This window comes from Bacteroidota bacterium (assembly GCA_018816945.1).
Taxonomy (GTDB): Bacteria; Bacteroidota; Bacteroidia; order Bacteroidales.
Window position 1 is genome coordinate 53,230 of sequence record JAHIVC010000030.1, and the last position, 22,402, is coordinate 75,631.

Genomic DNA, 22,402 nt, shown 5'->3' on the forward strand with positions numbered 1-22,402 from the left:
GAATTCTTTTTAAGTAAATGAATCATCGTTAAAGAGAATTATAAAATTTCTTTATTACAAAGATTGTATATGCCAGAAGATCTTCATTAATGTATTGGTGTGCGGGAAGAGTGAGTATCTCTTTTCCATATGTTTCAGATACCGGAAAATCCCCAATTTTATAACCAAGATTTTTGGCAGCTTCCTGCAAATGCAGTGGGATAGGATAGTGTATCTTTGCATCAATACCGTTTTCTATTAAATATGCTTTTAGTTCATCTCTTCTTTCAAACCGAGCCATATATAGGCTGTAGGTTTCTCTGTATCCATGTGGTCTGGGAGGAACTTTAACAAAGGGATATAATTGTTTTAACCCTTCATCTAATATTTTAGCATTATTATTGCGCATTACCACAGTCTCTTCTACTGTTTTTAGCACATGTCCTGCCACGATGGCCTGTAGTGGTTGTAATCTCATATTAACTCCCCATATACGATTATGATCTCTATCAACCATGCCATGGTTTCTATACATTCTCATCCAGTCTGCAAGCCTATCATCATTGGTACTTACCATCCCGCCATCACCCATTACGTTCAAGGGTTTTAAGGGGTGCATACTCCACGCGCTTATATGACCTATAGTGCCAGCGTGACAATTGTTTACAGTTCCACCTGGGGCCATACAAGCATCTTCAAGCACCTTAACACCATGGAATTGTGCGATTTTCATGATAGCCTGAATGTTAGGAGAAGCACCTCCCCAGTGAACAGGGAGAATTACTTTGGTTTTAGGGGTAATTGCATCAACAATCTTATTTTCATCCATCTGATAGCGATCGTCAATATCTATAAAAACAGGACGAGCGCCAACAGCAATAATAGCTCCGATAGTTGCATAAAAAGTAATCGGAACTGAAATAACTTCATCATCTGGACCAACCCCTATGGCTTTTAAAGCAAGAATTAATGCATCTGTTCCTGTATTTGTTCCGATCACATGCTTACATCCAATAAAATCAGCAAATTTCTTTTCGAATTTCTCCACATAAGGGCCAAGTGTAAATTCTGTTGAACAAATAAGATCTTTCCATTCAGTAAAGATTTCCTCATTATTAGCAAACTGCATCGGGAGGTAGTTGTACGGTACTTTCATTGGAATTTTATCTTTTTGTATAATAATTTTTAATCAATTCAGCAACCCAATCTTGTTGTTGATAAGTCATACTGGGGAATAGAGGCAAGCTTAGGATCCGATCAACATGTTTCATCGTTTGGGGAAAATCAGAAACTTTATATCCCAAGTATTTAGCAGCCGGTTGAAGATGAATAGGTGTTGCATAGTGAATCAATGCCTGAACTCCATTTTCAATCAAATAATTTTGCAAACCATCTCTTTGTTCCGCTAAAATAACATAGGTTTGATAAACACAATATTCACCAGGGCCTTCATCAGGGGTCTTAACATAAGGTTTTAATAAACGATTGTATCTTAATGCCATTTCTCTTTTGGCGGCATTATAGTTGTCAAGTTGGCGCAGCTGGATTCTCAAAAATGAGGCTTGTAATTCATCAAGCCGGGTATTATAACTCCAGAAGTCGCATTGTTCCCGATTGACAAGGCCATGATTTCTTGCGATCTTCAATCGGTTATAAAGAGCTTCATGTTTTGTAGTAATCATTCCGCCATCACCTATTGCTTTCAAATTCTTCAATGGATGCAGACTAAAACAAGCAGCATCACCCCAACTTCCCACACGTTTGCCATGTATTGATGCCCCAACAGATTGTGCCGCATCCTCTATAACGAATAGATTATATTTCTTGGCGATCTCAAGGATCTGAGGCATTTTTGCCGGCCTACCGGTTAAGTGTACAGCGATGATAGCTTTTGTTTTTTTGGTAACAACCGATTCAAGTTTATTGGGATCCATATTTCCATCCTCTCCAATATCAACAAATACAGGTTTGGCTCCTGCCAATGCAATTGAAGATGCTGAAGCAATAAATGAATTTGAAACTGTAATTACCTCCGCATCCTTCTTCAAATTTAAAGCTTGCATGGTCAGATAAAGAGCATCAGTTCCATTGGCCACACCCAGAGAAAACGGTGTCTGACAATAGGAGGCAAATTCCATTTCAAAATTTGACAATTCAGGTCCCAGAATGTATTGACCACTTAGTAACACTTTTTCAAAGACTTTTATATAATCTTCCTTAAATGCTTTTGCTTCTTCCCCAAGAGCCGCATAAGGGACCGTCCATTGTTTTTGTGTCATGATTTTTCGAAAGTTAATTTTGATACTTTTAGAGCCAAATCCCAAACATCAATTAAATATCCTGGAATATCATAGAATTTAGCCTGATCACGATTTATAAATTTCAGGTCTTGGCCTTCCATACACTTATAATTTTGAATTTCATCATAAAATGCCCAATAAACTGTTAACATATATGGATTCCAACCCTCAACGTGGTCTTCGAATTCAGTAAGTAATTTCAGATCAGGGCAGTCATAATTGGTTTCTTCAAGCAATTCTCTGCGTGTACAGGTTTTCATATCCTCATTTTGTTCAGCATGTCCTCCTGGGGGTACCCATTTTCCTGAATGTCTAAGGCCTTCTTTATGATCGCGCAGTTGCATCAAAACAGCCCCATCTTTACGAATGAGCATAACAGCCCCCACACGCCCAGATAATCGATTATCATTAAATGCCATTTGTGTTCAATTTTTAAGACTTAGATTTTAATCTCCTAAATGTCTTCTCAATACCATCGGCTAATGTTGTATATCTAAAATCAGGAAAAGAAGCTAAAGAGGCAGAATTATCAAACGGTCTGTATCCGTTATGAGGCATTGGCACTAATCTGGGTATGGTGTTTATGATTGTCGGAGGATTAAAATATTCTGAAACCATTTCAGCAATTTCCCGAAACGAAACAGCAGTACCTGTAGCGATATTTAAAACGCCTTCACTATAATGAAGAATAATAAGCCGTAAAAGATTTACCAAATCGTCAATATAAACATGATCGCGTCGTTCTTCCCCTTCTCCAAATAGCGTAATTTCCTTATTGGAAAAAGCAAGCCGAAGAAACTGATTAGGACCATATCCATTATGGGTATCTTCGGCACCATAAAGTAAACTTGGACGCAGTATAGCCATTGGAACAGAACAAACCTGTTTTAACATAATCTCTCTGCACAAATGCATAATACCATGTATTGAACCCGGTTCCGCATTTGAAGTTTCTGTCAGGGGATTAGGTCTATCAGCATAAACAGCATCAGAACTCAAATAAATAAGATGTTTTGGTTGTTTTTTTTCAATAGCGTCACATACTGCTTTCATCATAGAGATGTTTTGAAGAAGCATTTCATTGTTTTTACAGGGAGCAATGGCTGAAATTACAACCAGAGTATCGTATGGATGCAGAATATTTGACAAACGATCAGATGCCTCTGCATCAAACAGATTCATGTTTTTTTCCGTTAAGGCCAGAAAAGGAATTTTATTTTCATATAGATTTTTAACTAGGGAAGCACCGACAAATCCACCGGCACCCATTACAACAACTCTATTAGGAATTGTTTTTACAAAGGTGTTATGTTTAAGCATATGGTAGTTTTCATGATAATTAAGTCTTATTTCTTTTTGATATCAATGGGTGCACCGAGTGTAAAATAATCCAGCCCTGCATTTTTCACCTGCTCATAATCTAAAATACCATACGGATCAATAACAATCTTACCTTTCATCTTTTGTGCAAGTTCATTTGCAGAAATATCTTTGAATTCAGGCCATGCAGTCATAATTAATAATGCATCTGCATTAATTGCTACATCAATAGCCTTACTTGCATTAATTATATTTTTACCTGCAATTTCAGTTTTAACAATAGGATCATAAGCAGTAACCCGACATTTGTTAAGGTTATTAATTAAAATAATTGCAGGAGAGTTTTTAATGCTATGAGTATTTTCTTTGTAGGCCAAGCCAAGTATTCCAATAGTAGCATTTGGATTCTCTTTTAATAGTACTTCATTTAATATTTTAAAAGGCCAGTTTTTCCTGTAATTACTATTATACACCCAAGAGGCCACTATTCCTCCATCTGTTTCATTTTTTTTTGCTAATTCTAGCACTGTAATTAGGTCTCTTTCTAAGTTTCCACCTGAAATTCCTAAACCCGGTTGAATATAACTATATTGTCCAATACGGCGATCTAGTTTGAGAGCCGGAATAATTTCTGACCATTTTGCACCAATTTTTTCGCAAATTTCAGCCATTGTATTTGCGGCACTAACTGATGCCACCAAGCATACATTAATAGAAATTTTTGCTAACTCGGCACTTTCATAGCGCATAGCCAAAATGGGACAATCAAAGGCCTTTAAATAGTTTTCAAAAATTACAGGTAATGGTAATTGAGGGTTCGCACAGCCAATGATATATCTTTCAGGGTATAAGCCTCTTTCTACAGCTCTTCCAAAGATTAAAGTTTCTACCTGATAAATAAGGCGCTCAGAATCAAAATCGATCTGTCTGGTGAAACCAGGAGGAACCTGTGATAAAATAACCAATATTGCAGATGAGTTCAACGAAGGCTTGATCTGCTCAATAATATTATTAATGGGATTGAGATCGCTAATTCCCTCATCGTTAGTTGGAATATCAACAGAAACATAAACAATATCGCATTCTGAAAGTAGAGCTGTATCATTTGTAAAAGTCAGCAGCTCTTTATATTTTTTAAATAATTCATCCAGTTGAGGCTCTTCAATAGGTAATATGGCCATATTCAATTCATCAATAAGTTTCTTGTCATCCTGAAATCCAATAATCTGATATCCTTTTGAAGCAGCAGATATAGATGAAATAATTCCAAGATGAGTCATCCCCGCAAATCCAATAATAGTTTTTTGGTTCATATTAAAGCCCTTCCCTCTTTATGGAGTTTTTTTAAAAATTTATTAATAATAAGATCGTTTTCAATATTGCCATCTTTACCGTTTAAACAAAGATTTTTAAAATGGGAATATTCTAATTCCCAAGTTGGATCAGCTTTCACAAGTGTTACAGATTCTTCCGGGGGCCTTCCACTTGGGAGAACTCTTTTTCGATAAGTAAATGTGGAAGGTCCCCATTTGCAAAGTGAGTCAATATGTATACTTCCATTTTCTCCATAGACTTCTGCAACGAAATGATTTCTCCAACTAAGAATACTCATTTCCATTTCAACCTGAATTGAAGAGGTAGATCCAAAAATAATATTATCGAAGGAATTATTTTCGAAACATTTGGCACTCCATATTTTAATATCTGCTGGAATTGAATTAAAGGCAAACATAAATGTGTCTAAAAGATGCGAACCCAAATCGGGCAAAACACCACCACCATCAGGCAAATCACGCCAAGGGGAATTACGAACATCTCTTGCCGTACCATTTCCATAGAAAAACCGAACTTTATATATTTTACCCAAAGCCCCAGATTCAATGGTTTCTTTTAACCGAATAAAATGTGGTTCAAATCTATGGTTGTAAGCAGTATAGCACACAATGTTTTTTGCCTTTACCAGATTGGCAAGGTTTTCAAGTTCCGCTTGATCTTCTGAAATCAAAGGTTTTTCAACTAATACGTGTTTGCCATGTTGAGCCAGATAACTAATAATTTCAATTTTTGGTTCATCAGGAATACATAGTAGAGCAGCATCAAAAAGGTCTAAAGGTACATCTTCAATGTCTTTAAAGTCAGCATCAGAGGTTGCAGGATCGACGGTTGCAACCACATCATTACCAGCAATTCTCTTTCGCTTAACTCCTTGAATACCAAGACCAACAACAATAACTTTCATGTGATTAGATTATTCTTCATTAAAATTTGCTGTTTTTTCAACTGCATCAAGTTTAGCCAATACATCCATTGGATTAATAGGTATATTTCCATCAAACTCACATTCACAGGCTGCAGCCATTGATCCTATGATGGTCGCAATTGCTTCTGATCCACTTGAAAGCAACGAAAGTGTTGCATAAGCCAAAAGTGCATCGCCAGAGCCAACAGCATCTAAAACTCTTTCGGCAAAACTATCTATTGCAAAGAAGTTGCTTACGCATTTTTTTTCTTCAGATGGAATTGTAAAGACACCTCTGTCTCCAAGCTTTAATATTAAAGATTTACAATTCGTAATTTCTTTTAGTGAACCTGCAAGTTTTCCAACTGTTGAATCCTGGTCTGCAAGTGAAAAGCGCGCTTCTCGTTCATTTGGAGTTAAAAGATCGAAGTTTTTAAAATCTGTAATATTTCCCCATCGGGAGGCAACCTGACTATCGGCTACGCGAAATGTATTAATTGGAATTGCCTCAATCAACCTATTAATCGTTGATCGATTAAATATTCCATGCCTAAAATCACTAAATACAATAGCATCCGTTGAAGTATTCTTAATACTATCGATCAGTTGATCAAGAATTTTAACAGAGATAGTAGCGTTATCAAGTGTGTCTATTTTAAGTAGTCGATACCCCCCCGCTATAATTACATTTTTATTGACAGTCGGCCTTGTAGGGTCAATTATGGGGATTGTATTTATTCCTGTATCTTTAAGTCCTGCAATTACAAAGTCTTTTAATTGATCATTGCCCAGAACTGTTGAAAATACAACATCTGCTCCAGCTGCTTGAAGATGTTGGGCAACAATTCCTGCACCTCCGATATAATCATCCTTACCAATATAACGAACACTGAAAGTAGGAGTTTTTGTCTGACCACCAATCAGAACAGTTCTTGTGTAAGTATCTACAATAGTATCACCAACTACATGAACCTTCAGACCTTTTAGTGATGAAAGTGTATGCCTAAGGTCATCAAATGAAATATTTTCAACATTCATAAGCGAAAGTAATTTTTCGATATGAATTTTAGGTCTAGAAAGGTTTATGAACGTTGAAGATGAATACACAACATCTCCTGGTGTAAAAACCATCTCACCTCCATATTCATTAACAACATTAGCCTCTTCTTGAGTACTAGGAGGTAGACCTGTTGAGGTGTATTCAAATCCTTTAGCAAAATAATTTGGTTTAATTTTCCTTATAATTTTCAGAGGTTTTTGGTTGTCATCAATAATAACATAATCTACCATTTCATAGGCAGCCAGATTCAAAGCTCGCAATTGTTCTGGAACGTGAGGTCGATAAATTCCCTTATCGATGTATTTGTCTGAGGTAATACTTGCTATTAGAATATCGGCCTTTGATTTAGCATACGCCAAATGGCGTACATGCCCGGGATGAACAACATCAAAAACTCCATGACAAAGAATTACTTTCTTTTCACGAGAAAAAGGACCTATTATTTCTATTAAATCGTCAATTATTTTAAGTTTTGGACGATACTTCTCAAAAAAATCTTGTTCCATACTATTTATTCTTAGTCATATATTTAAACCATGATTTTGTTGCAGTTTCAATACTTTCTGGATTCCAAAGCGGAGCGTCTTTCCAATTTTCAATATTGGCGGTCATTTTTGCAACTCCTTCTGGAAAACTAATTTGTGGTTCCCATGAAAGTTGATTTTTAATTTTCGTAATATCTGCCCATGTGCAATCAGGTTCTCCTGGACGTTTTGGAAGGTAAACAACATCCCCACCAAGTAAATCAACCAGATTGTTAACACTTTGAGGATTACCAGCACCAACATTGTAAATTTCTCCAATATGTTCTGTTTCTGCCGCAGCCAGAAATGCAGTGGCAATATCAGTTACAAAAATAAAGTCACGACTTTGACTACCATCACCAACAACTGTAAAAGGCATTCCCTCTAATTTTTGTTTGAAGAATACTCCAAATACAGCACCATAAGCTCCAGTAGTGCGAACTCTTGGACCATAAGCGTTAAATATCCTAATTGAATTAACGGGAAGACCATAAACCTTTTGCCAGTGGAAAGCGGTTTGTTCACCAATATACTTACTGAAGGCATAAGGATATTCAGGGCATATTTTATGATCTTCATTAGTTGGTGTATCAGCGAGTCCATAACAAGATGATGATGCAGCATAAACAAATTTTTTCACAGCATGATATCGAGAACATTCAAGTACATGCGAAGTACCTTGAATATTAGTTGACATGTACTCTAAAGGTCTTTCGATAGACGGAACAATATCTCCAATACCGGCAAAATGAAAGACATAATGAGCGCCGGAAAAAATTTCTGAATCTGGTTTTAAATTTAGAATATCCTCTTCAAAAAATTCAAAATCAGGATGATTGCTATGATGAGATAAGTTTGATGATCTTCCTCCAGTCAAATTATCAATTACCCTAACCCTGTAATTTCTTTTAATTAGGAGGTCAACCATGTGACTGCCAATGAATCCGGCTCCCCCAGTAACAATAGCGATCGGTTTTATACTCATCTGGCCTGAAGTCTTTTTAATCGTCGAACATTGAAGTAGAAATCATCATCAAAACTGTTTGGGAGCTTTCCTTCTTGAAAGGCATGACAAAGATCACGTATAGCTTCTTCTATTGAATGTGTTGGTTGAAATCCAAGAACTCTTTTAATCTTATCAGAGTTAATATGATATGAGCGATTATCATCACTTGGCGTAGTAGTAATTTCGATATTTTTTTTCTCAGGAAATTCCTTTTGAACAACTTTCTTTACTAAATGTGCAATATCCATGATCGACATGTTTTGATATCCTACATTAAAGATTTCGTTTTTAATCTTTTCAGATGGAGCATTCAATAATAGTTCCACAGTGTCGCAATAATCTTGTACATGAAGATTTGGTCGCAATTGGTCCCCACCAAATACTGTGATCTTATTTTTATTAACGGCGTGATTGGTAAGAATGTTTACTGATAGGTCAAGTCGCTGCCTTGGGGCATAACCACATACCGTTGCCGGGCGAAAGATAACACCAACAAAATTATCATCTGTATGTTTCTTAAGAAGTGGTTCACACATACCTTTATATTTATTATATAGTGTTAATGGTACAAGGGGGTGATCTTCGGTAACATCTGGCTTATCAGAAACTCCATAAACTGAACTTGAGGAGGCATAAATAAATCTTTTTACTCCAGCTTGTTTTGCGGCAATTACCATGGGTTCAAATGCTTCAAGATTTACACTTGTCGATAAACGTTCATCTAATTCAAAACTGGCATCATTTGAAATGCATGCCAGACTCACGAATGCATCATGTCCTTTACAAGTATCAAGAATTTTTTTAGTCTCACGGATATCACCCTCAATAATTTTGAGGTTTGGATTTTCCTTAGGCAAAAAATCATTTCCAAAATGCATAATGTCATAAACAGTGACCCTATAACCATGTGATAAAAGTTGAGGAATTAATAAACTGCCAATATAACCAGCTCCTCCTGTAACAAAAACAGATTTAAATTGCATATGATTTAATTTTTTATTATTTCTTATATTTATTTCAGATCAATCGTGTAACCTGCTGTCTTGGCATCATTATAAAACATGGACACTGTTTCGAGTGAGAAAGTGGTTAAATCCTTGCCTACAACAGATAGTTTCTTCAACACATCTGGAGTAACGGTTATTATATGGCAACCCACTTCATCAGCCTGAAAGATATTCAACAATTCCCTTGGACTAGCCCAGAGCACTTCAGCTTTCGATTTGCTTGAAGCAATTTTTACTGCTTCTTTCATAAGAGGGACAGGATCAAAGCCCGTATCTGCAATTCGACCAGCAAAAACAGAAAGAATTGCAGGAGTGTTAGGATTTAAAGCATCTACGATCTCTTTTACTTGAGCAAGTGTAAACATTGCAGTTATATTACAAATAACCCCCTTATCTGAGAGTGTTTTAACAAGATTTGCTGTACTCTCTCCTTTGGTATTGGTGATTGGAATTTTTACATTAACATTTTTCCCCCATGATGCTATCTCGATAGCTTGAGCCTCCATATTGGGAATATCATCGGCAAAAACCTCAAATGAAACAGGCAGGTCTGGAACTAACTGAAGAACCTTTAGTGCAAAAGATTTATAATTTTGAACTCCTGCTTGACGCATTAGTGTTGGGTTGGTCGTAAAACCTTTAATATATGGTTGGCTGTAAAGCATTTCAATGCTTTTCAAATCTGCACCATCCCCAAAAATTTTTATTTTAAGATTAATGATTTTTTTCATAAAATGCATGTTAACATCTAGTTGTAATAATATATGCAACAGCTGATTGTAATGAATTTACTATTGCATGGAATTGTAAGGGGCGTGTTTCCTTATAATGTCGATCAATAAAGATAGTTTTACAACCAGCTTTATTACCAGCTTCAATATCGCTTGAACGGTCTCCAATCATAAAACTTTTTTTAAGGTCGATGCTATGTTTTAACGAAGCCTTGTTCAACATACCTGGATTTGGTTTTCGACAATCGCATCCTTCATCCTGGCGATGAGTACACATAAAAACATCATCAATCATTGTCTTTTCATAAAGTTTAAGATGCATGGCTTCAACTTCTTCAAGAGGCACTAATCCATTACCAATATCTGGTTGATTAGTAACCACAATAACTTTAAATCCAAATTGTTTTAATAAAGCTACTGAACGCTGAGCATTTGGCATGAGTATAAAACTTTTTAGTTTGCGTGGAGCGTATGGCTTGCCATTTCTGACAAATGTTCTGCATATTACGCCATCCCGATCCAAAAAAACAGCAGGACATAGTTCTTTTTTTACCACTTTGTTGCCTGGATTTGCAGTGCGGGATGAGAAACTAGACAATGCCAAACTACAGCCTGAAATGCTTCGCTATGTGGAGTAATAAGTTTATCGTCAACTACAGGGACAAGCACAACAGCGTCTCCTTTGATCTGTGTATATCCGCCATCTCGACCGACTATACCGAAAACTTTCGCTTTTCTTTCAACAGCAAGGTCAATAGCCTGAACTAGATTGACGCTAACTTGCTTTTCGATGTTTCCCCCACCTACAGACATTATAAATAAAGCATCTTTTGAGTCAAGTTTACTTATCTTAAGCCAAGCGGCCAATGCTCCATCCCATCCTTCGTCATTAATTCGTGCTGTAAGTTCTGAAACATTATCTGTTGGTGCATAGGACTCTATCCCACATAGTTTGCGAAAATCATTTACTGCATGACTACAATTTCCTGCACTTCCTCCGACCCCCAAAAAGAATAACCGGCCACCATTTTCTCGCAATCTGACAAGTGCGTTTGTCAAAATCTCAATCTGTTGCTTGTCGATCAACTTAGCAACTCGTTTAACTTGTTCGAAATATTGATTTACGTGCTCGTTACGTATATTCATTTTTTGAATTATTTTATTAAAAAGATAAAAAACTTTAATAATGTTTAGTACTATTTGCTTACGGGTTAGGCAATTTATTTAGTAGTTGAAAGCATTATCTTTGGAGAACCAGACCCCACTATTTTTCCTTCTTCCAGCCTGAATATTCGGTCGCAGTGTTCAACAGTAGAAAGTCGATGGGCTACAATCAGAATGGTTTTAGTTCCCTGAAGATTAGTAACTGTTTTCATCACACTACGCTCTGTTGATATATCAAGAGAACTTGTGGCTTCGTCAAGTACCAAAACAGCCGGATCATGGTAAAGAGCCCTTGCAATACCGATGCGTTGCCGTTGTCCACCCGATAACCTTACACCACGCTCACCTACGAGAGTTTCAAGTCCCAAAGGCAAACTCTCAACAAAAGACCCAAGTTGGGCTGCCATAATGGCTTTGTTAACAGCACTATCATCAATCTGATCGTTTGATAATCCAAAAGCTACATTTCGCCGCAGAGTATCATCGGTAAGATAAATATGCTGGGGCACATAGCCGATCTGGTTCTGCCAGGCACGCAAATTTTGTTGGATATTCTCACCGTCGAATAATACCTGACCCGCATTTGGCGTCAACAACCCCAGCAATACATCCACCATGGTGCTTTTCCCCGAACCACTTGAACCAATAAAACCCACAGACTCACCATTCCTGATGGTAAGCGTAAGATTATTGAGTGTTGGCTTTGGAGTGTTTGGATATGTGTAGCTGATGTCCCTCAACATGATCTCGTTCGAGAATACCTTTACATTTGCCCCAGTTTTGGCATTGGGGTCGATTGCATCGAGCTTGAATTCGTCAAACAGAATATTAATAACCGGCAATGCATATCGTAGCGACTGTATTGAAGTCAACATTTTGTTGATAGATGGTAATAGCCGAAAAGCAGAAGCAGTAAATAGTCCCAGTTTAGGTATAATGCTGGATATGTTTTGACCCTGAATTATCATTATAATTACAAGAGCAGCTAAAGCGATTATGACTATAAATTCTAGCCATAATCGCGGAAGTGCTAATACAGTTTGATGTAACCGACCTGCTTCTGCTGTCTTTGTGTTGTTTAAATTGTATTGTTTCAAAAAATCGCTTTCACGGCCTAGTATTTTGACATCTTTAACTCCTCCCAGACCCTCTTGAAGATTTTGGATACGAAATCCTTCATACAACTGACGTATCTCTCCCCATCGTATTATTTTGGAGCGTGTAATTCGGTAGAATATCAAGGTTGCTATACCTAATATAAGCATCACTATAATTGTTCCAATAGGTTCGAACATCAAAAGAAGACTGACTATCCCAATCGTAACAAGACCGTCAGTTAATAGGCTTATTGCATTTGATAAAGCACCGGAGAATTGGTTTACCTCGGAAACAGAATTTCGAATCAACTGTGCGGAGTTTCTCGATAAATGGAAAATGTATGGCTGTCGGAGATATATAGTGAAGAGACGTTGTGAAATTTGAACCTGCACCCCCATTGTAAAATGTGTTTGTTGCCATATCAAAAAGGAAATAAATATCATTTTGATTAGGTTCATAACAACCAGTGTGAGCATTGCTCCAATAATTAATTGTATTTGCGTAGGATTGCCCAGAGCATTGATTACAGGTTGTAATCTAGGGTAACTCAAGACAAGATTCTGCTCTGACATCAGCCCAATTGCAGGGATCACCAATCCAATTCCCATGACCTCTAATCCCATACCAATAAACATGAGAAGCAGTAATATCATAGCTTTCTTTCGCTCTGAAGGTGTAAGTAAGTAGTATATTTTTTTGGATATCGTCATTTAAATAATACTTGAGATAAATTATTTAAAGTTGGTCAATAAATCATATAGGAATTGAATCTGAAAATCTCTAACTTAATCGTAATATGTCGAAAATAATTCGTGAAAATTTCCCGCAATAATTCAGTTATGCCTAACTCAGCAAGGAAGTTGTTGCTGGAGATAATGCAGTTTATGGGGCAAAAGTCCGATTTCAGATTAAATGGTAAATTACATTGCATTTATCAATTAAAGATTTATGTATCTATTTCGTGTTGGTTTTCTTAGTTGAAAAGCATGACATCACATAGATAGAGGAGCTTTTCATTTTTCACTACTCCCTATTCATTCTCTTTACCCACTCATGTATTGATGTAATTTCCAAACTTTCATTCCAAAAAAAAAGCTCCGTCATCTCAGTTTGCAGGCTGTTGTGTCCATCTCTTCGTTTTCTGTTACAGGGAATCACTCTTACCATGTACTCCGGGCCAAGGCCAAAGATTTTTAATGCATTGTCTCCACTGGGTTTTCGATCGCGGGCATTGCTGCTCCAATGGAGCTCAATGGTATTATCGGCTAAAAATTCAATATCCAGATTTTCAAAACCACCCAGATCACCCGTTATGGGTTTAAACAGAGCCAGATCAGGCTGTCCGTTTTTTCATCAAAGGCATGTACATTGAGTTTACAAAATAAATTCTGTCCGGTCATTTGTTGCCGCCTAGCTTCAGGGTTCCAGCAGGGGCGGATCAATGAATTCAGGTTTATGCTTATAAATTCGATAGCGGCCTTAAATTTAGATCGTTGCTTTTGTTGTTCCGGGGTTTTTGGATTTTTCAACTTCAGAGGGCGGCTTCTTACACAGTCCTTTTTGAAACGGCGATAATATATCGAGGGGCCCAGGATCCCACTAAAATGTCCGTTTTTACTCGTGCCATATTTTTGTTTAGGAATCAGAAATTTCTAACACTTTTTATGCTTCCTCGTCGGGCAGGTTTTACTTTTCTACTCGAACCTACCACCTCAACATTCCGGTCGTAGCAAATCCTAGTAAAAACTTGAACAGACCTTGAATAAAACCTGAACAACTCCGGTTTTATTCAGACTTGCTGCAGTGTTGATCTGAACTTGTATTGGAGTTGGTTAATAGACGATTTATTTTGAAGTAATTAATGTTTAAATTCCATCCTCGTTGGCAGACCAAATTCCAAACAAATTCCAATTCTGAATTTTCAAATTTCACCCTTCGACTCACTTCGACTCACTTCGACTTCGCTCAGTGCGAGTAGCTCAGTGCGAGTAGCTCAGCGCGTGCTCAGTGGAACCAGGCTCAGTGTGACGAGTCCACAGATTTCACGGATTTTCACGAATTGTTTGCTGTTCGCGCTCAAAGGTTCAGAGGTTCAAAGGTTCAAAAGTTCAGAGGTTCAAAGGTTCAAAAGTTCAGAGGATTTATCTTTTAACTTTCGCCTTTATACTTTCAACTTTTCACTTCCCTCTTCCATCCAACGTTTCTTGATATTGACTAAAAAATGCTTTCCAAACACCCATCCAATACCCACTACACCACCAAAGAATATCCAAGTTATCAGGATTTTCGTTCTTTTTGGCTTAAAACTTTCTCTCGGGACACTAATAGGTTGGATGATTATAAATACAGGCGTTTCTCCTTTTACCTGTATTTGTGCACTTTCGAGTTGTTTTGCTAATTCAGTAAACACCGCAAAAATAATATGATATTCACTTTGCAGGCGCTCCAGTTCGGTTTTATCAAGCTCGGTAACGATATTTTTATTTTTATCCCGAAAACGTGCTAATTTCTCCTGAATTTGTTTGAATTCCTGTTCCTTTTCCTGATATCTCTCCATGACAAACTCAAGCTGAGTCTGTGCTTTTTTTATTTTAAACTCAGTAATTTTTTCCTGTAACAGTTTCTGGGCATTTTGTCCTAATTGAGCTGCGGCTTTAGCCTCAGGCATAATTGCTATTAAAGTTATAACTCCCTGTTTTTGATCAATCTTCAAACTAATGGATGAGCTCAATAAATTGATTATTCTTCTTTCTTCAGCGGTTAATATCACGATACTTTTATCCTGTTCAATTGTAGCTTCAACTGAAGTAGATTTCCTTTTTAAAGCACTTAATATTGTGCCTGGAAGTCCAATGGTGAACTTTTTTACAAAATTTAACACATTGAACTTAGTATATTGTGGGTCGGTGTAAAAGTTGTAAATACTAATCTGGTTGCTATATCCATCAAAATTTACCTCAACTTTCATTAATTCTTTCAGGAAAGGGATGCTTTTTACAATTTCGGGATAAACTGTAGGACTTAATTCAGCTCCGGTATTCATATCCATATTAAAACCTGCCATTGCAGCGAGGGATGAAAGCCCTCCCAAATTATTATTTCCTGAATTTATCTGAGGAACCATGATGCTGCTTGCGGAATACTGTTTTGGCGTGAAAATGGCAATAAATAATCCAATGATTGTAAAAATGATGATCGTTATTATGATCATTCTTCGTTTATTCCAAATGATTTTGGCCAGCGCAATGAGGTCGATTTCGTCGCTGTGGGCGTCGAGTGACTGTGTGGTTGTATTGGGAGTTTCAGTCATAGAAATATATTTTTGTTATAGTGACGGGTGAATTGGTGACAGGTGAATTGGTGACGGGTGACGGGTGACAGGTGACGGGTGAATTGGTGACGAGTGACGAGTGACGGGTGACAGGTTTTTTTGAAGTTTTTTGTCACTAGTCACGTGTAACTTGTCACTTTTTTTGGTGGTGACGGGTGAGTTGGTGACAGGTGACAGGTGACAGGTGAATTGGTGACGGGTGACGGGTGAATTGGTGACGAGTGACGAGTGACTGAGTGACGTGTCACTTTCTCTGTCACGATTAGGTTTTATTTAAAGATTTTATAAGAGCAGTTAACATTCTAATGATACTTTTTAGTTCGTTGTTAGTATCTTCAATGTTTTCTATATAATTTAATCTTTTTGATATTTCTATCTGAGTTTCAATTTCAGATGCAGAACCCAAAGAATGATATAAAAATTGAATAAACTCTTTGGTATTTCTACGTGCAGCTCCTTCAGATATATTTGAGGGTATAGAAACAGCTGCTCTCCTTAATTGGCTTGTAAGTCCAAATAGTTCCTCTTTCGGAAATTTATCAGTTAATTTGTAAATATGGAATACAAAATTCATTGATTTTTGGTATACTTCTAAATCTTTATGGGTTTTTATTTCCATCGTTATTTGTGACTAGTTAAATGGTGACGGGTGAATTGGTGACGGGTGACAGGTGACGGGTGACAGGTGAATTGGTGACGGGTGAATTGGTGACGGGTGACAGGTGACGGGTGACAGGTGACGGGTGACGGGTGACGCGTCACTTGTCACTTTTCAGTCACTTGTCACTTTCTTTGTCACTTTTTAGTCACTGATTACAGTTGTTTAGCTAACACAAAAATAGTCAGAGCAGTAGTTACAGCGGTCAAAGTGGTTCCCCAAACCTCACTCCACTTTGTTTTTTCTCTGGTGCTTTCTCTTTTTTCTTTGGGCGGTTTCATTTTAAGACTTATTAATGATCCTGTTTCTACTTCGGGATAGTTCCTGAAAAGTAATAGTGATTTTTTTGTGCTTTTTACCCGGCCATTTTTTAAGGAAACGGTGACACTTTTTTTATCTGCCCGGTCGACAAATCCACCTGCATAATTATTAATATACCAGCGTGCCGATTTTTCACCCTGAAACACAAGGTTAAAGGATACTGCTGCCTCATTGAATGTATTATCTGCCAACCTGGTACCGATAGGTCTTATGGATACGGTATTTTCTCTCCTTTCAATATTGATCACATCCCCTTCAAATAAAATCGGATCCTGCTTAAGATTTCCATGATAGATGAGTGCCTTTTCAATATCCATAATGATATTTCCCCGATTGTTGTAGGTTCTGAAAAGTCTGCTTCCTCTTGCATCAGCTGCTCCCAGCAATCCTCCGGCACGATTAATTAATTCACTCATTTGAACCTGCTCAGATTCGAGTACATATAAACCGGGATAGTTTACTTCACCGGCAATTTCAACCGTTCTGCCCAATGTGAATGCAGGGGTTAGCCTTACAACTACCTGATCATATGGTTGCAGGTTAAAGTTAGCCGGTTTGATGACCTGGTAATTGTTATCGATCTCAAGGGTGATTAACTCCAGCCGGGTTTGCTCAGTTGGAGAAAGTATAGCGCGGAAAACTTCAATGCGATTTAAAGCTGCTCCAATATTAAATCCTCCGGCAGCGGTTATCATATCAGAAATAGTAAGACTGGGATCAAATGTAAATTCTTGCGGCTGTTTTACAGCTCCAAATATTCGAACTTCTCCAATATTGGAATAGATACTATTATCATACACATTTAATCGATCTCCGGGTTTCAAAACTAAATTGTCTGAATCTTCCAATCGGATTCGAATATATTCAGTTCTTCCCGGATTGAATAAATCTTGCCTGAAAATATATGCGACCGGATATGCGCTTGTTTTAAGACCGCCTGCAAGTTCAATTGCCTGCTTAACTGTTAATCGATAGTTTAAAGCAAAAGTTTGCTCATATGGAGCTCTCACATGGCCATTAACCGAAATAGTTGCCACATCTCTGTATGTTGATTGGTTTGGAACCCGGATGCGGTCACGAGCCATTAATGTAAAATCCTTCCCGGAACCCTTCATGTCTTCCCAAGGGATTGTTAATACTTCAACCGTTTCATCTGTCTGTATCCGTTCTATAAGAATCAGATCGGTTTTAGCATTACTGTTTGGTTGAGCGTTAGCCAGCAGTTTAGCCAAAGAAGGATTGGCCAGAAAATCATAGTTACCGGGATAAAATACACTACCTGATATTTCAACATATTGTTCAATTGGTTTCTGGATTGATTTAATGCGAATAATATCACCATTCACTAGTGGAACATTTAATTTACCATTTAAAACTTCGTTGAGATTATATTCCTGCAATCTGATCTCCCCATTTATATATCGCTGAATTTGAACAAAATCAGGATAGGCATCTACATTTAAACCTCCGGCATACTGAATCAGATCATTCAGGTTTTCCTTTGCAAGTAATTCATATCGCATAGCCCTTTTAACCGCACCTTCAATGCTAACCAAATTTTGAACAACAGGTACAAAAATGATATCATTTTGCTGCAAATCAAATTTGTATTGCATGGTCGGATCTTTCATAAAAGCATATAAATCGATTATAGTTCGATTATTGCCACGGATGTGTTGAATGGTACGCACACTCCCGATTTCTGTTGGTCCACCGGCAGCACTTAATGCATTTATTGCAGAGTTTAGGGCAGAAAGGGTAAATCCACCGGTTATTTTTGATTCTCCAAAAATATTAACCATAATGGTTCTTGCAGTGGAGATTGTCAACGCAAATTGATCAGATCGAAAGGTATAAGCCTTTGCTAATCTTTCAAACATTAATTCTTTGGCCTGTTTCAAGGATAAGCCCTGCAGGAAAATCTTGGGCATTCCTGATGGCTGTATATAACCATCATCATTAATTTCAAGTTGTAAATCAGTTTGAGAAGATCCAAAAATACTAATCCGGATTTTATCTCCTGCCCCCAGAATATAGGTGTCAGGAGCAGTTGCACCATCCGTAGTTCTAAAAATATCCAAGCTTTGATCGGTAAACAAGGAGTGACCATAAATTTTAACAGGGGCTTTCTCTTCGTTTGCAGCAGCCTGAACTACTCTTTGTGCAGCTTCAGCGGTGGCTTCCTGCACTGTAGTTTCCGGTTCAGTTATTACCGGTTCAACAATTACTGTTGGGGTTTTTACTGTTGTCTTTTTCTCTGCTTCCATTGCATCCAATATGGCAGTTACTCTTGCCTGATATTGTGGAAGTTCCGCAGGAGGAATATTTTCAAGATCAATACCTTCCTGAAGCAATCGTGTGCGAACCTCTGCTTCTGTAAGTCCTCGGCGTTGCAATTCAGCATTTACCTGTGCCATTATTACAGGAGGCGGATTTTGAGCATAACTTATTTGAGCACTTGACAATAGAAAAAAAGCAGATAATAAAAGTCCTAAAAGTGAAGACTTTGTTTTTGTGAATGACTTCATCTGTATAATTGTTTAATTAATTATAAAATATCAATTCCTAGGTAATAATTCTTATAGATTAGCTTTATCTGTAAATCTTTATGGTCAGCTATAAATTGGAAACTTATTTTGGTACAAATAATTTGAATATTCTTTTGATGGCTAAAATGAAAGATACAGCTTTGCTACGTATATTTTTGAAACCCATTATTTGATACCGGAACATAATTACACGGGTAATTTAGATTTCTTTGTTACTGATGCTGCATGTTCAAGAATCAATGAATAACCTATATCCTTAATCCGGATGATAATTTTGTTTTTGCCATTATTGTCTTTTACGACTTCTCCTTCATATCCCTTTAAAGGCCCTGATTCTATTATTATCATCTCACCTTTCAAAAACCTTTCGCCGCTGTAATAATGAGGTGCCTTAAATTCTACCATTTTTTTCATGGCGTCGATCTGCCATTCAGGAATCGCGACTGCTTTACCTTCAAATGTTACATAACGCACAGCACCAGTTATGTTAACGATGTCATAATACTCTTTTTCACTGATATTCACAAACACATAGGATCGAATCATTGGGACTTCTACTTTTTTCTTTCGATCACTCCATTGCTTTATCTTTGTTTCAAGTGGTAAATAAGCATTAAACCCTCTTTTAATAATTTCGGCATAAACTTTCTTTTCCTGCATTGATTTGGTATAAAGAGCGTACCAGTGATAGGAAAGTTGTTTCATGGGAAAAGAGTTTTTTTCTTCATCGTTATGTGACTTAGCAATTGATGGTAAAGAAGAATTGGAATTGCTGCTCAACGGTCGATTCAATATTTTTGTGTTTACTTGTATTTTATTTTTTTATAATCAATGTAATGTGTTGTGGAATAAAGTTTTAGAGATCAATTAAAATACATGATCAATTGTAATATTAATATCTGAATGTCATAGCTTCGCCCCTATAGTCACATTTTAAAAAATCTCAATTCTCCTTCAAATACTGTATTTCAGCCCCTAATTTAGCATTTTAATCTTTACACTTCTTCCCATAAAAGCAGCGGTGCAATTTTATTATTCTGTTCTTTATAAATTTCAAATTCTTCTTTGGTGTAGATTAAGTACCGGATTCTACGTTCAATATTTTTTTCAACTTTCTCAATCAATTCAATTAAGAACGGCTGATTGATATCTTTTCCAATAAAAAGTAAATCAATACAATTGTTATCTATTCCATTAGCAAAGTCTCCAACAATAAAAACATAATTCACTTTACCGAGCTTTTCTATAACTTTATCTATAATTTGGTCGAAACCAATATGATACATGATAAGGTTATTAATTGGTTTAAATAGTGGATGTTGAGTATTGGCCTTAAATATTTTTTTATTTCCTGAAAACTCTGATTTAAGTAATCCGGCATTTTCAAACCTAACCAGTTCTACCCGGATTGCATTCGTAGATTCGTTAAATTCTGCTTCAAGATTTCGCAAATACGCACTAGCGTTACCATTCAGGAAGAATTTTAACAATATCTTTATACGTGTTTTTGAGGTAATTAGCGTATCTAACATGATATGTAGTGGTAGATTGAGTAACAAACTTACTCAATAATTATTGAAAATCAAAAGAAATTTAGGATTTTAAAAAAGCGCCTTTTAAGGAATAATTATTCATCTGTTATTATTTATTTAGTTTGAAAAGCTCCTATAAGCAGGGATGGCGTCCCGAACTCGCCAAGAGCGAGTCGGGACGCCATCCCTGTGATGCTTAATTGCCTTTAATTGCTGGAGTTCGTTAATTATTTCCCTACATGGGGATTAAATTGATTACCTTTATGAAAAGCACATCTTATTTTCTTTCCTAAAAAGCTTGTTTATTTGAAGATGTATCTACGGGATTGATATTAATACTAATCACCAATGACAACTAGACAACAAATGGAAAAACATGTTTGCGGAGTAAATAAATTCCTGAAAGCTAAAGTAAAAAACATGACAACAGTAGAATTGCTATACAACATGCACCCGTCTGATAGAGCAGACTTTTTAAGGGATAAAGAATTAGTAAAGCAAATTCCTGCAGATATACTACTTAAATTGAACTTTGAGTTAAACAAATTTTACGCTGAAAAACAAAAGCAAAAACAACCTTAATTAAAAACCCTGCTAAGCGGTTCCGAAGCTTCGGGACCGCTTTATTGTTCATGATTTTGCAAATTTAATTTTTTACATTATTTATTGAATTACAAATAACAGGGATGGCGTCCCGACTCGCTCTTGGCGAGTTCGGGAAGCCATCCCTGTTATCTACAGAAGCTCGAAGAAGCCTTGAAGAAGAGAGTGAAACACTACTTCGCCAAGGCTCCGTAGAGCGAAGGTGGAGCTGCAGGGTTTTCCCGTTTCTCAGAGTTCACGGGATAAACTTCTCATCCCTGTTTTTCTACGAAAAAAAGCCGACCTTCGGTCAGCTTTTCATCTCCACTGCGTGGAGCTGCAGGGATTCGAACCCTGGTCCAAACAAGCAGTCAAAACGCTTTCTACATGCTTATCCTTTAGTTGATTGTCGGGAAATAACCGATGAAAGGCACACCTATTATAACCTTAGTCTTTATATTTCGCCCGTGCACCAAGACCTTGCAAAAGCTAGCTCAACATTTATGATGCTTCGGTCGGGACACCGTTAAGCGAGGTTTCCCGGGAAGCAGTAAGCGGCTTAATCTCTAGACTAAGCGGCTATCGCGTAATTATTGTCGCCAGTTAATGGCTGTGAGAATTAGGATTAACGAGGCATATTCACAACCCTCGGCATGCTTACATCTCCACTTCCTTGCTGTCAAAACCGGTCAGCCCCGGGTAATATTGATGTTAAATGTAGAAATGATATTTGGGAACCCCATATATCAGCGGCAAATTTACTAAAATTAATGCAGTATATAAAATAATTATTGATTAAGCCCTTTACGGAGTAAGGCATCATTTAAAATTTCACTGTTAAGATTTTTTGAATTCAGATTTATAATTTGCATCCTGATATGAAGAAAAAATATTAGTCATTGAGTCTGAATTACTTTATAAATCAAGAATTGTTATCAGAAATTTAATTTTATTAAGTTGATTAGAACAATATGCTTATGTTAAAAAATATTTTATATTTA

At 37.0% G+C, this 22,402-nt stretch carries 19 protein-coding genes and 1 other RNA gene; 1 reads left to right on the plus strand and 19 read right to left on the minus strand.

All coding sequences use genetic code 11. From position 1 onward, the window contains the following. Window positions 1-28: 28 nt before the first annotated feature. The 18 genes from KKG99_06160 to KKG99_06245 all read right to left on the minus strand — a co-directional run bounded on the left by KKG99_06160 (window position 29) and on the right by KKG99_06245 (window position 20,819). Window positions 29-1,135, minus strand: a complete 1,107-nt coding sequence (locus KKG99_06160; GenBank protein MBU1012569.1) for a DegT/DnrJ/EryC1/StrS family aminotransferase — start codon at window positions 1,133-1,135, stop codon at window positions 29-31. Window positions 1,136-1,142: 7 nt separating this feature from the next. Further along, on the minus strand, window positions 1,143-2,258 hold the full coding sequence (locus KKG99_06165) for a DegT/DnrJ/EryC1/StrS family aminotransferase (protein MBU1012570.1): 1,116 nt from the start codon (window positions 2,256-2,258) through the stop codon (window positions 1,143-1,145). Next, window positions 2,255-2,698: an NUDIX domain-containing protein gene (locus tag KKG99_06170; protein MBU1012571.1), complete on the minus strand. Its 444-nt coding sequence runs from the start codon at window positions 2,696-2,698 to the stop codon at window positions 2,255-2,257. The genes KKG99_06165 and KKG99_06170 overlap by 4 nt, the downstream gene beginning before the upstream one ends. Window positions 2,699-2,711: 13 nt before the next feature. After that, on the minus strand, window positions 2,712-3,599 hold the full coding sequence (locus KKG99_06175) for an NAD(P)-dependent oxidoreductase (protein ID MBU1012572.1): 888 nt from the start codon (window positions 3,597-3,599) through the stop codon (window positions 2,712-2,714). Between the two features lie 26 nt (window positions 3,600-3,625). Further along, window positions 3,626-4,912 (minus strand): nucleotide sugar dehydrogenase, encoded by a 1,287-nt coding sequence (locus KKG99_06180; protein ID MBU1012573.1) that lies wholly within the window; start codon window positions 4,910-4,912, stop codon window positions 3,626-3,628. After that, window positions 4,909-5,838, minus strand: coding sequence for a Gfo/Idh/MocA family oxidoreductase (locus KKG99_06185; protein ID MBU1012574.1), 930 nt, complete (start codon window positions 5,836-5,838; stop codon window positions 4,909-4,911). The genes KKG99_06180 and KKG99_06185 overlap by 4 nt, the downstream gene beginning before the upstream one ends. 9 nt (window positions 5,839-5,847) lie before the next feature. Next, window positions 5,848-7,404, minus strand: coding sequence for an adenylyltransferase/cytidyltransferase family protein (locus KKG99_06190; GenBank protein ID MBU1012575.1), 1,557 nt, complete (start codon window positions 7,402-7,404; stop codon window positions 5,848-5,850). Between the two features lies 1 nt (window position 7,405). Further along, complete coding sequence (locus KKG99_06195; protein MBU1012576.1) at window positions 7,406-8,407, minus strand: GDP-mannose 4,6-dehydratase; 1,002 nt, start codon at window positions 8,405-8,407, stop codon at window positions 7,406-7,408. After that, window positions 8,404-9,411, minus strand: a complete 1,008-nt coding sequence (locus KKG99_06200; protein ID MBU1012577.1) for an SDR family oxidoreductase — start codon at window positions 9,409-9,411, stop codon at window positions 8,404-8,406. Before KKG99_06200 ends, KKG99_06195 begins: the two co-directional genes overlap by 4 nt. 29 nt (window positions 9,412-9,440) lie before the next feature. Beyond that, a complete protein-coding gene (locus tag KKG99_06205; GenBank protein MBU1012578.1) occupies window positions 9,441-10,166 on the minus strand; it encodes a transaldolase in 726 nt (241 codons plus the stop codon). A gap of 10 nt (window positions 10,167-10,176) precedes the next feature. Then, window positions 10,177-10,722, minus strand: a complete 546-nt coding sequence (locus KKG99_06210) for an HAD family hydrolase (protein ID MBU1012579.1) — start codon at window positions 10,720-10,722, stop codon at window positions 10,177-10,179. Beyond that, complete coding sequence (locus KKG99_06215) at window positions 10,716-11,312, minus strand: SIS domain-containing protein (protein MBU1012580.1); 597 nt, start codon at window positions 11,310-11,312, stop codon at window positions 10,716-10,718. The genes KKG99_06210 and KKG99_06215 overlap by 7 nt, the downstream gene beginning before the upstream one ends. Window positions 11,313-11,386: 74 nt before the next feature. After that, window positions 11,387-13,138 (minus strand): ABC transporter ATP-binding protein/permease, encoded by a 1,752-nt coding sequence (locus KKG99_06220; GenBank protein MBU1012581.1) that lies wholly within the window; start codon window positions 13,136-13,138, stop codon window positions 11,387-11,389. A gap of 1,451 nt (window positions 13,139-14,589) precedes the next feature. Next, on the minus strand, window positions 14,590-15,738 hold the full coding sequence (locus KKG99_06225) for a hypothetical protein (GenBank protein MBU1012582.1): 1,149 nt from the start codon (window positions 15,736-15,738) through the stop codon (window positions 14,590-14,592). Between the two features lie 283 nt (window positions 15,739-16,021). After that, window positions 16,022-16,372 carry a four helix bundle protein gene (locus tag KKG99_06230; GenBank protein MBU1012583.1) on the minus strand — a complete coding sequence of 117 codons (351 nt, stop codon included), beginning with the start codon at window positions 16,370-16,372 and terminating at the stop codon, window positions 16,022-16,024. A 200-nt stretch (window positions 16,373-16,572) separates the two neighbouring features. Beyond that, entirely contained in the window at window positions 16,573-19,266 is a 2,694-nt protein-coding gene (locus KKG99_06235) for an SLBB domain-containing protein (GenBank protein MBU1012584.1), read from the minus strand. Between the two features lie 207 nt (window positions 19,267-19,473). Further along, window positions 19,474-19,992, minus strand: coding sequence for a UpxY family transcription antiterminator (locus KKG99_06240; GenBank protein MBU1012585.1), 519 nt, complete (start codon window positions 19,990-19,992; stop codon window positions 19,474-19,476). A 290-nt stretch (window positions 19,993-20,282) separates the two neighbouring features. Continuing rightward, window positions 20,283-20,819, minus strand: a complete 537-nt coding sequence (locus KKG99_06245) for an ArsR family transcriptional regulator (GenBank protein ID MBU1012586.1) — start codon at window positions 20,817-20,819, stop codon at window positions 20,283-20,285. A gap of 348 nt (window positions 20,820-21,167) precedes the next feature. On the opposite strand from KKG99_06245, the gene KKG99_06250 reads away from it, so the two are divergent. Further along, window positions 21,168-21,401: a hypothetical protein gene (locus tag KKG99_06250; protein ID MBU1012587.1), complete on the plus strand. Its 234-nt coding sequence runs from the start codon at window positions 21,168-21,170 to the stop codon at window positions 21,399-21,401. A 329-nt stretch (window positions 21,402-21,730) separates the two neighbouring features. On the opposite strand, the gene ssrA is transcribed toward KKG99_06250, so the two are convergent. Next, window positions 21,731-22,098: a transfer-messenger RNA gene (ssrA, locus tag KKG99_06255) on the minus strand. Window positions 22,099-22,402: the final 304 nt, after the last annotated feature.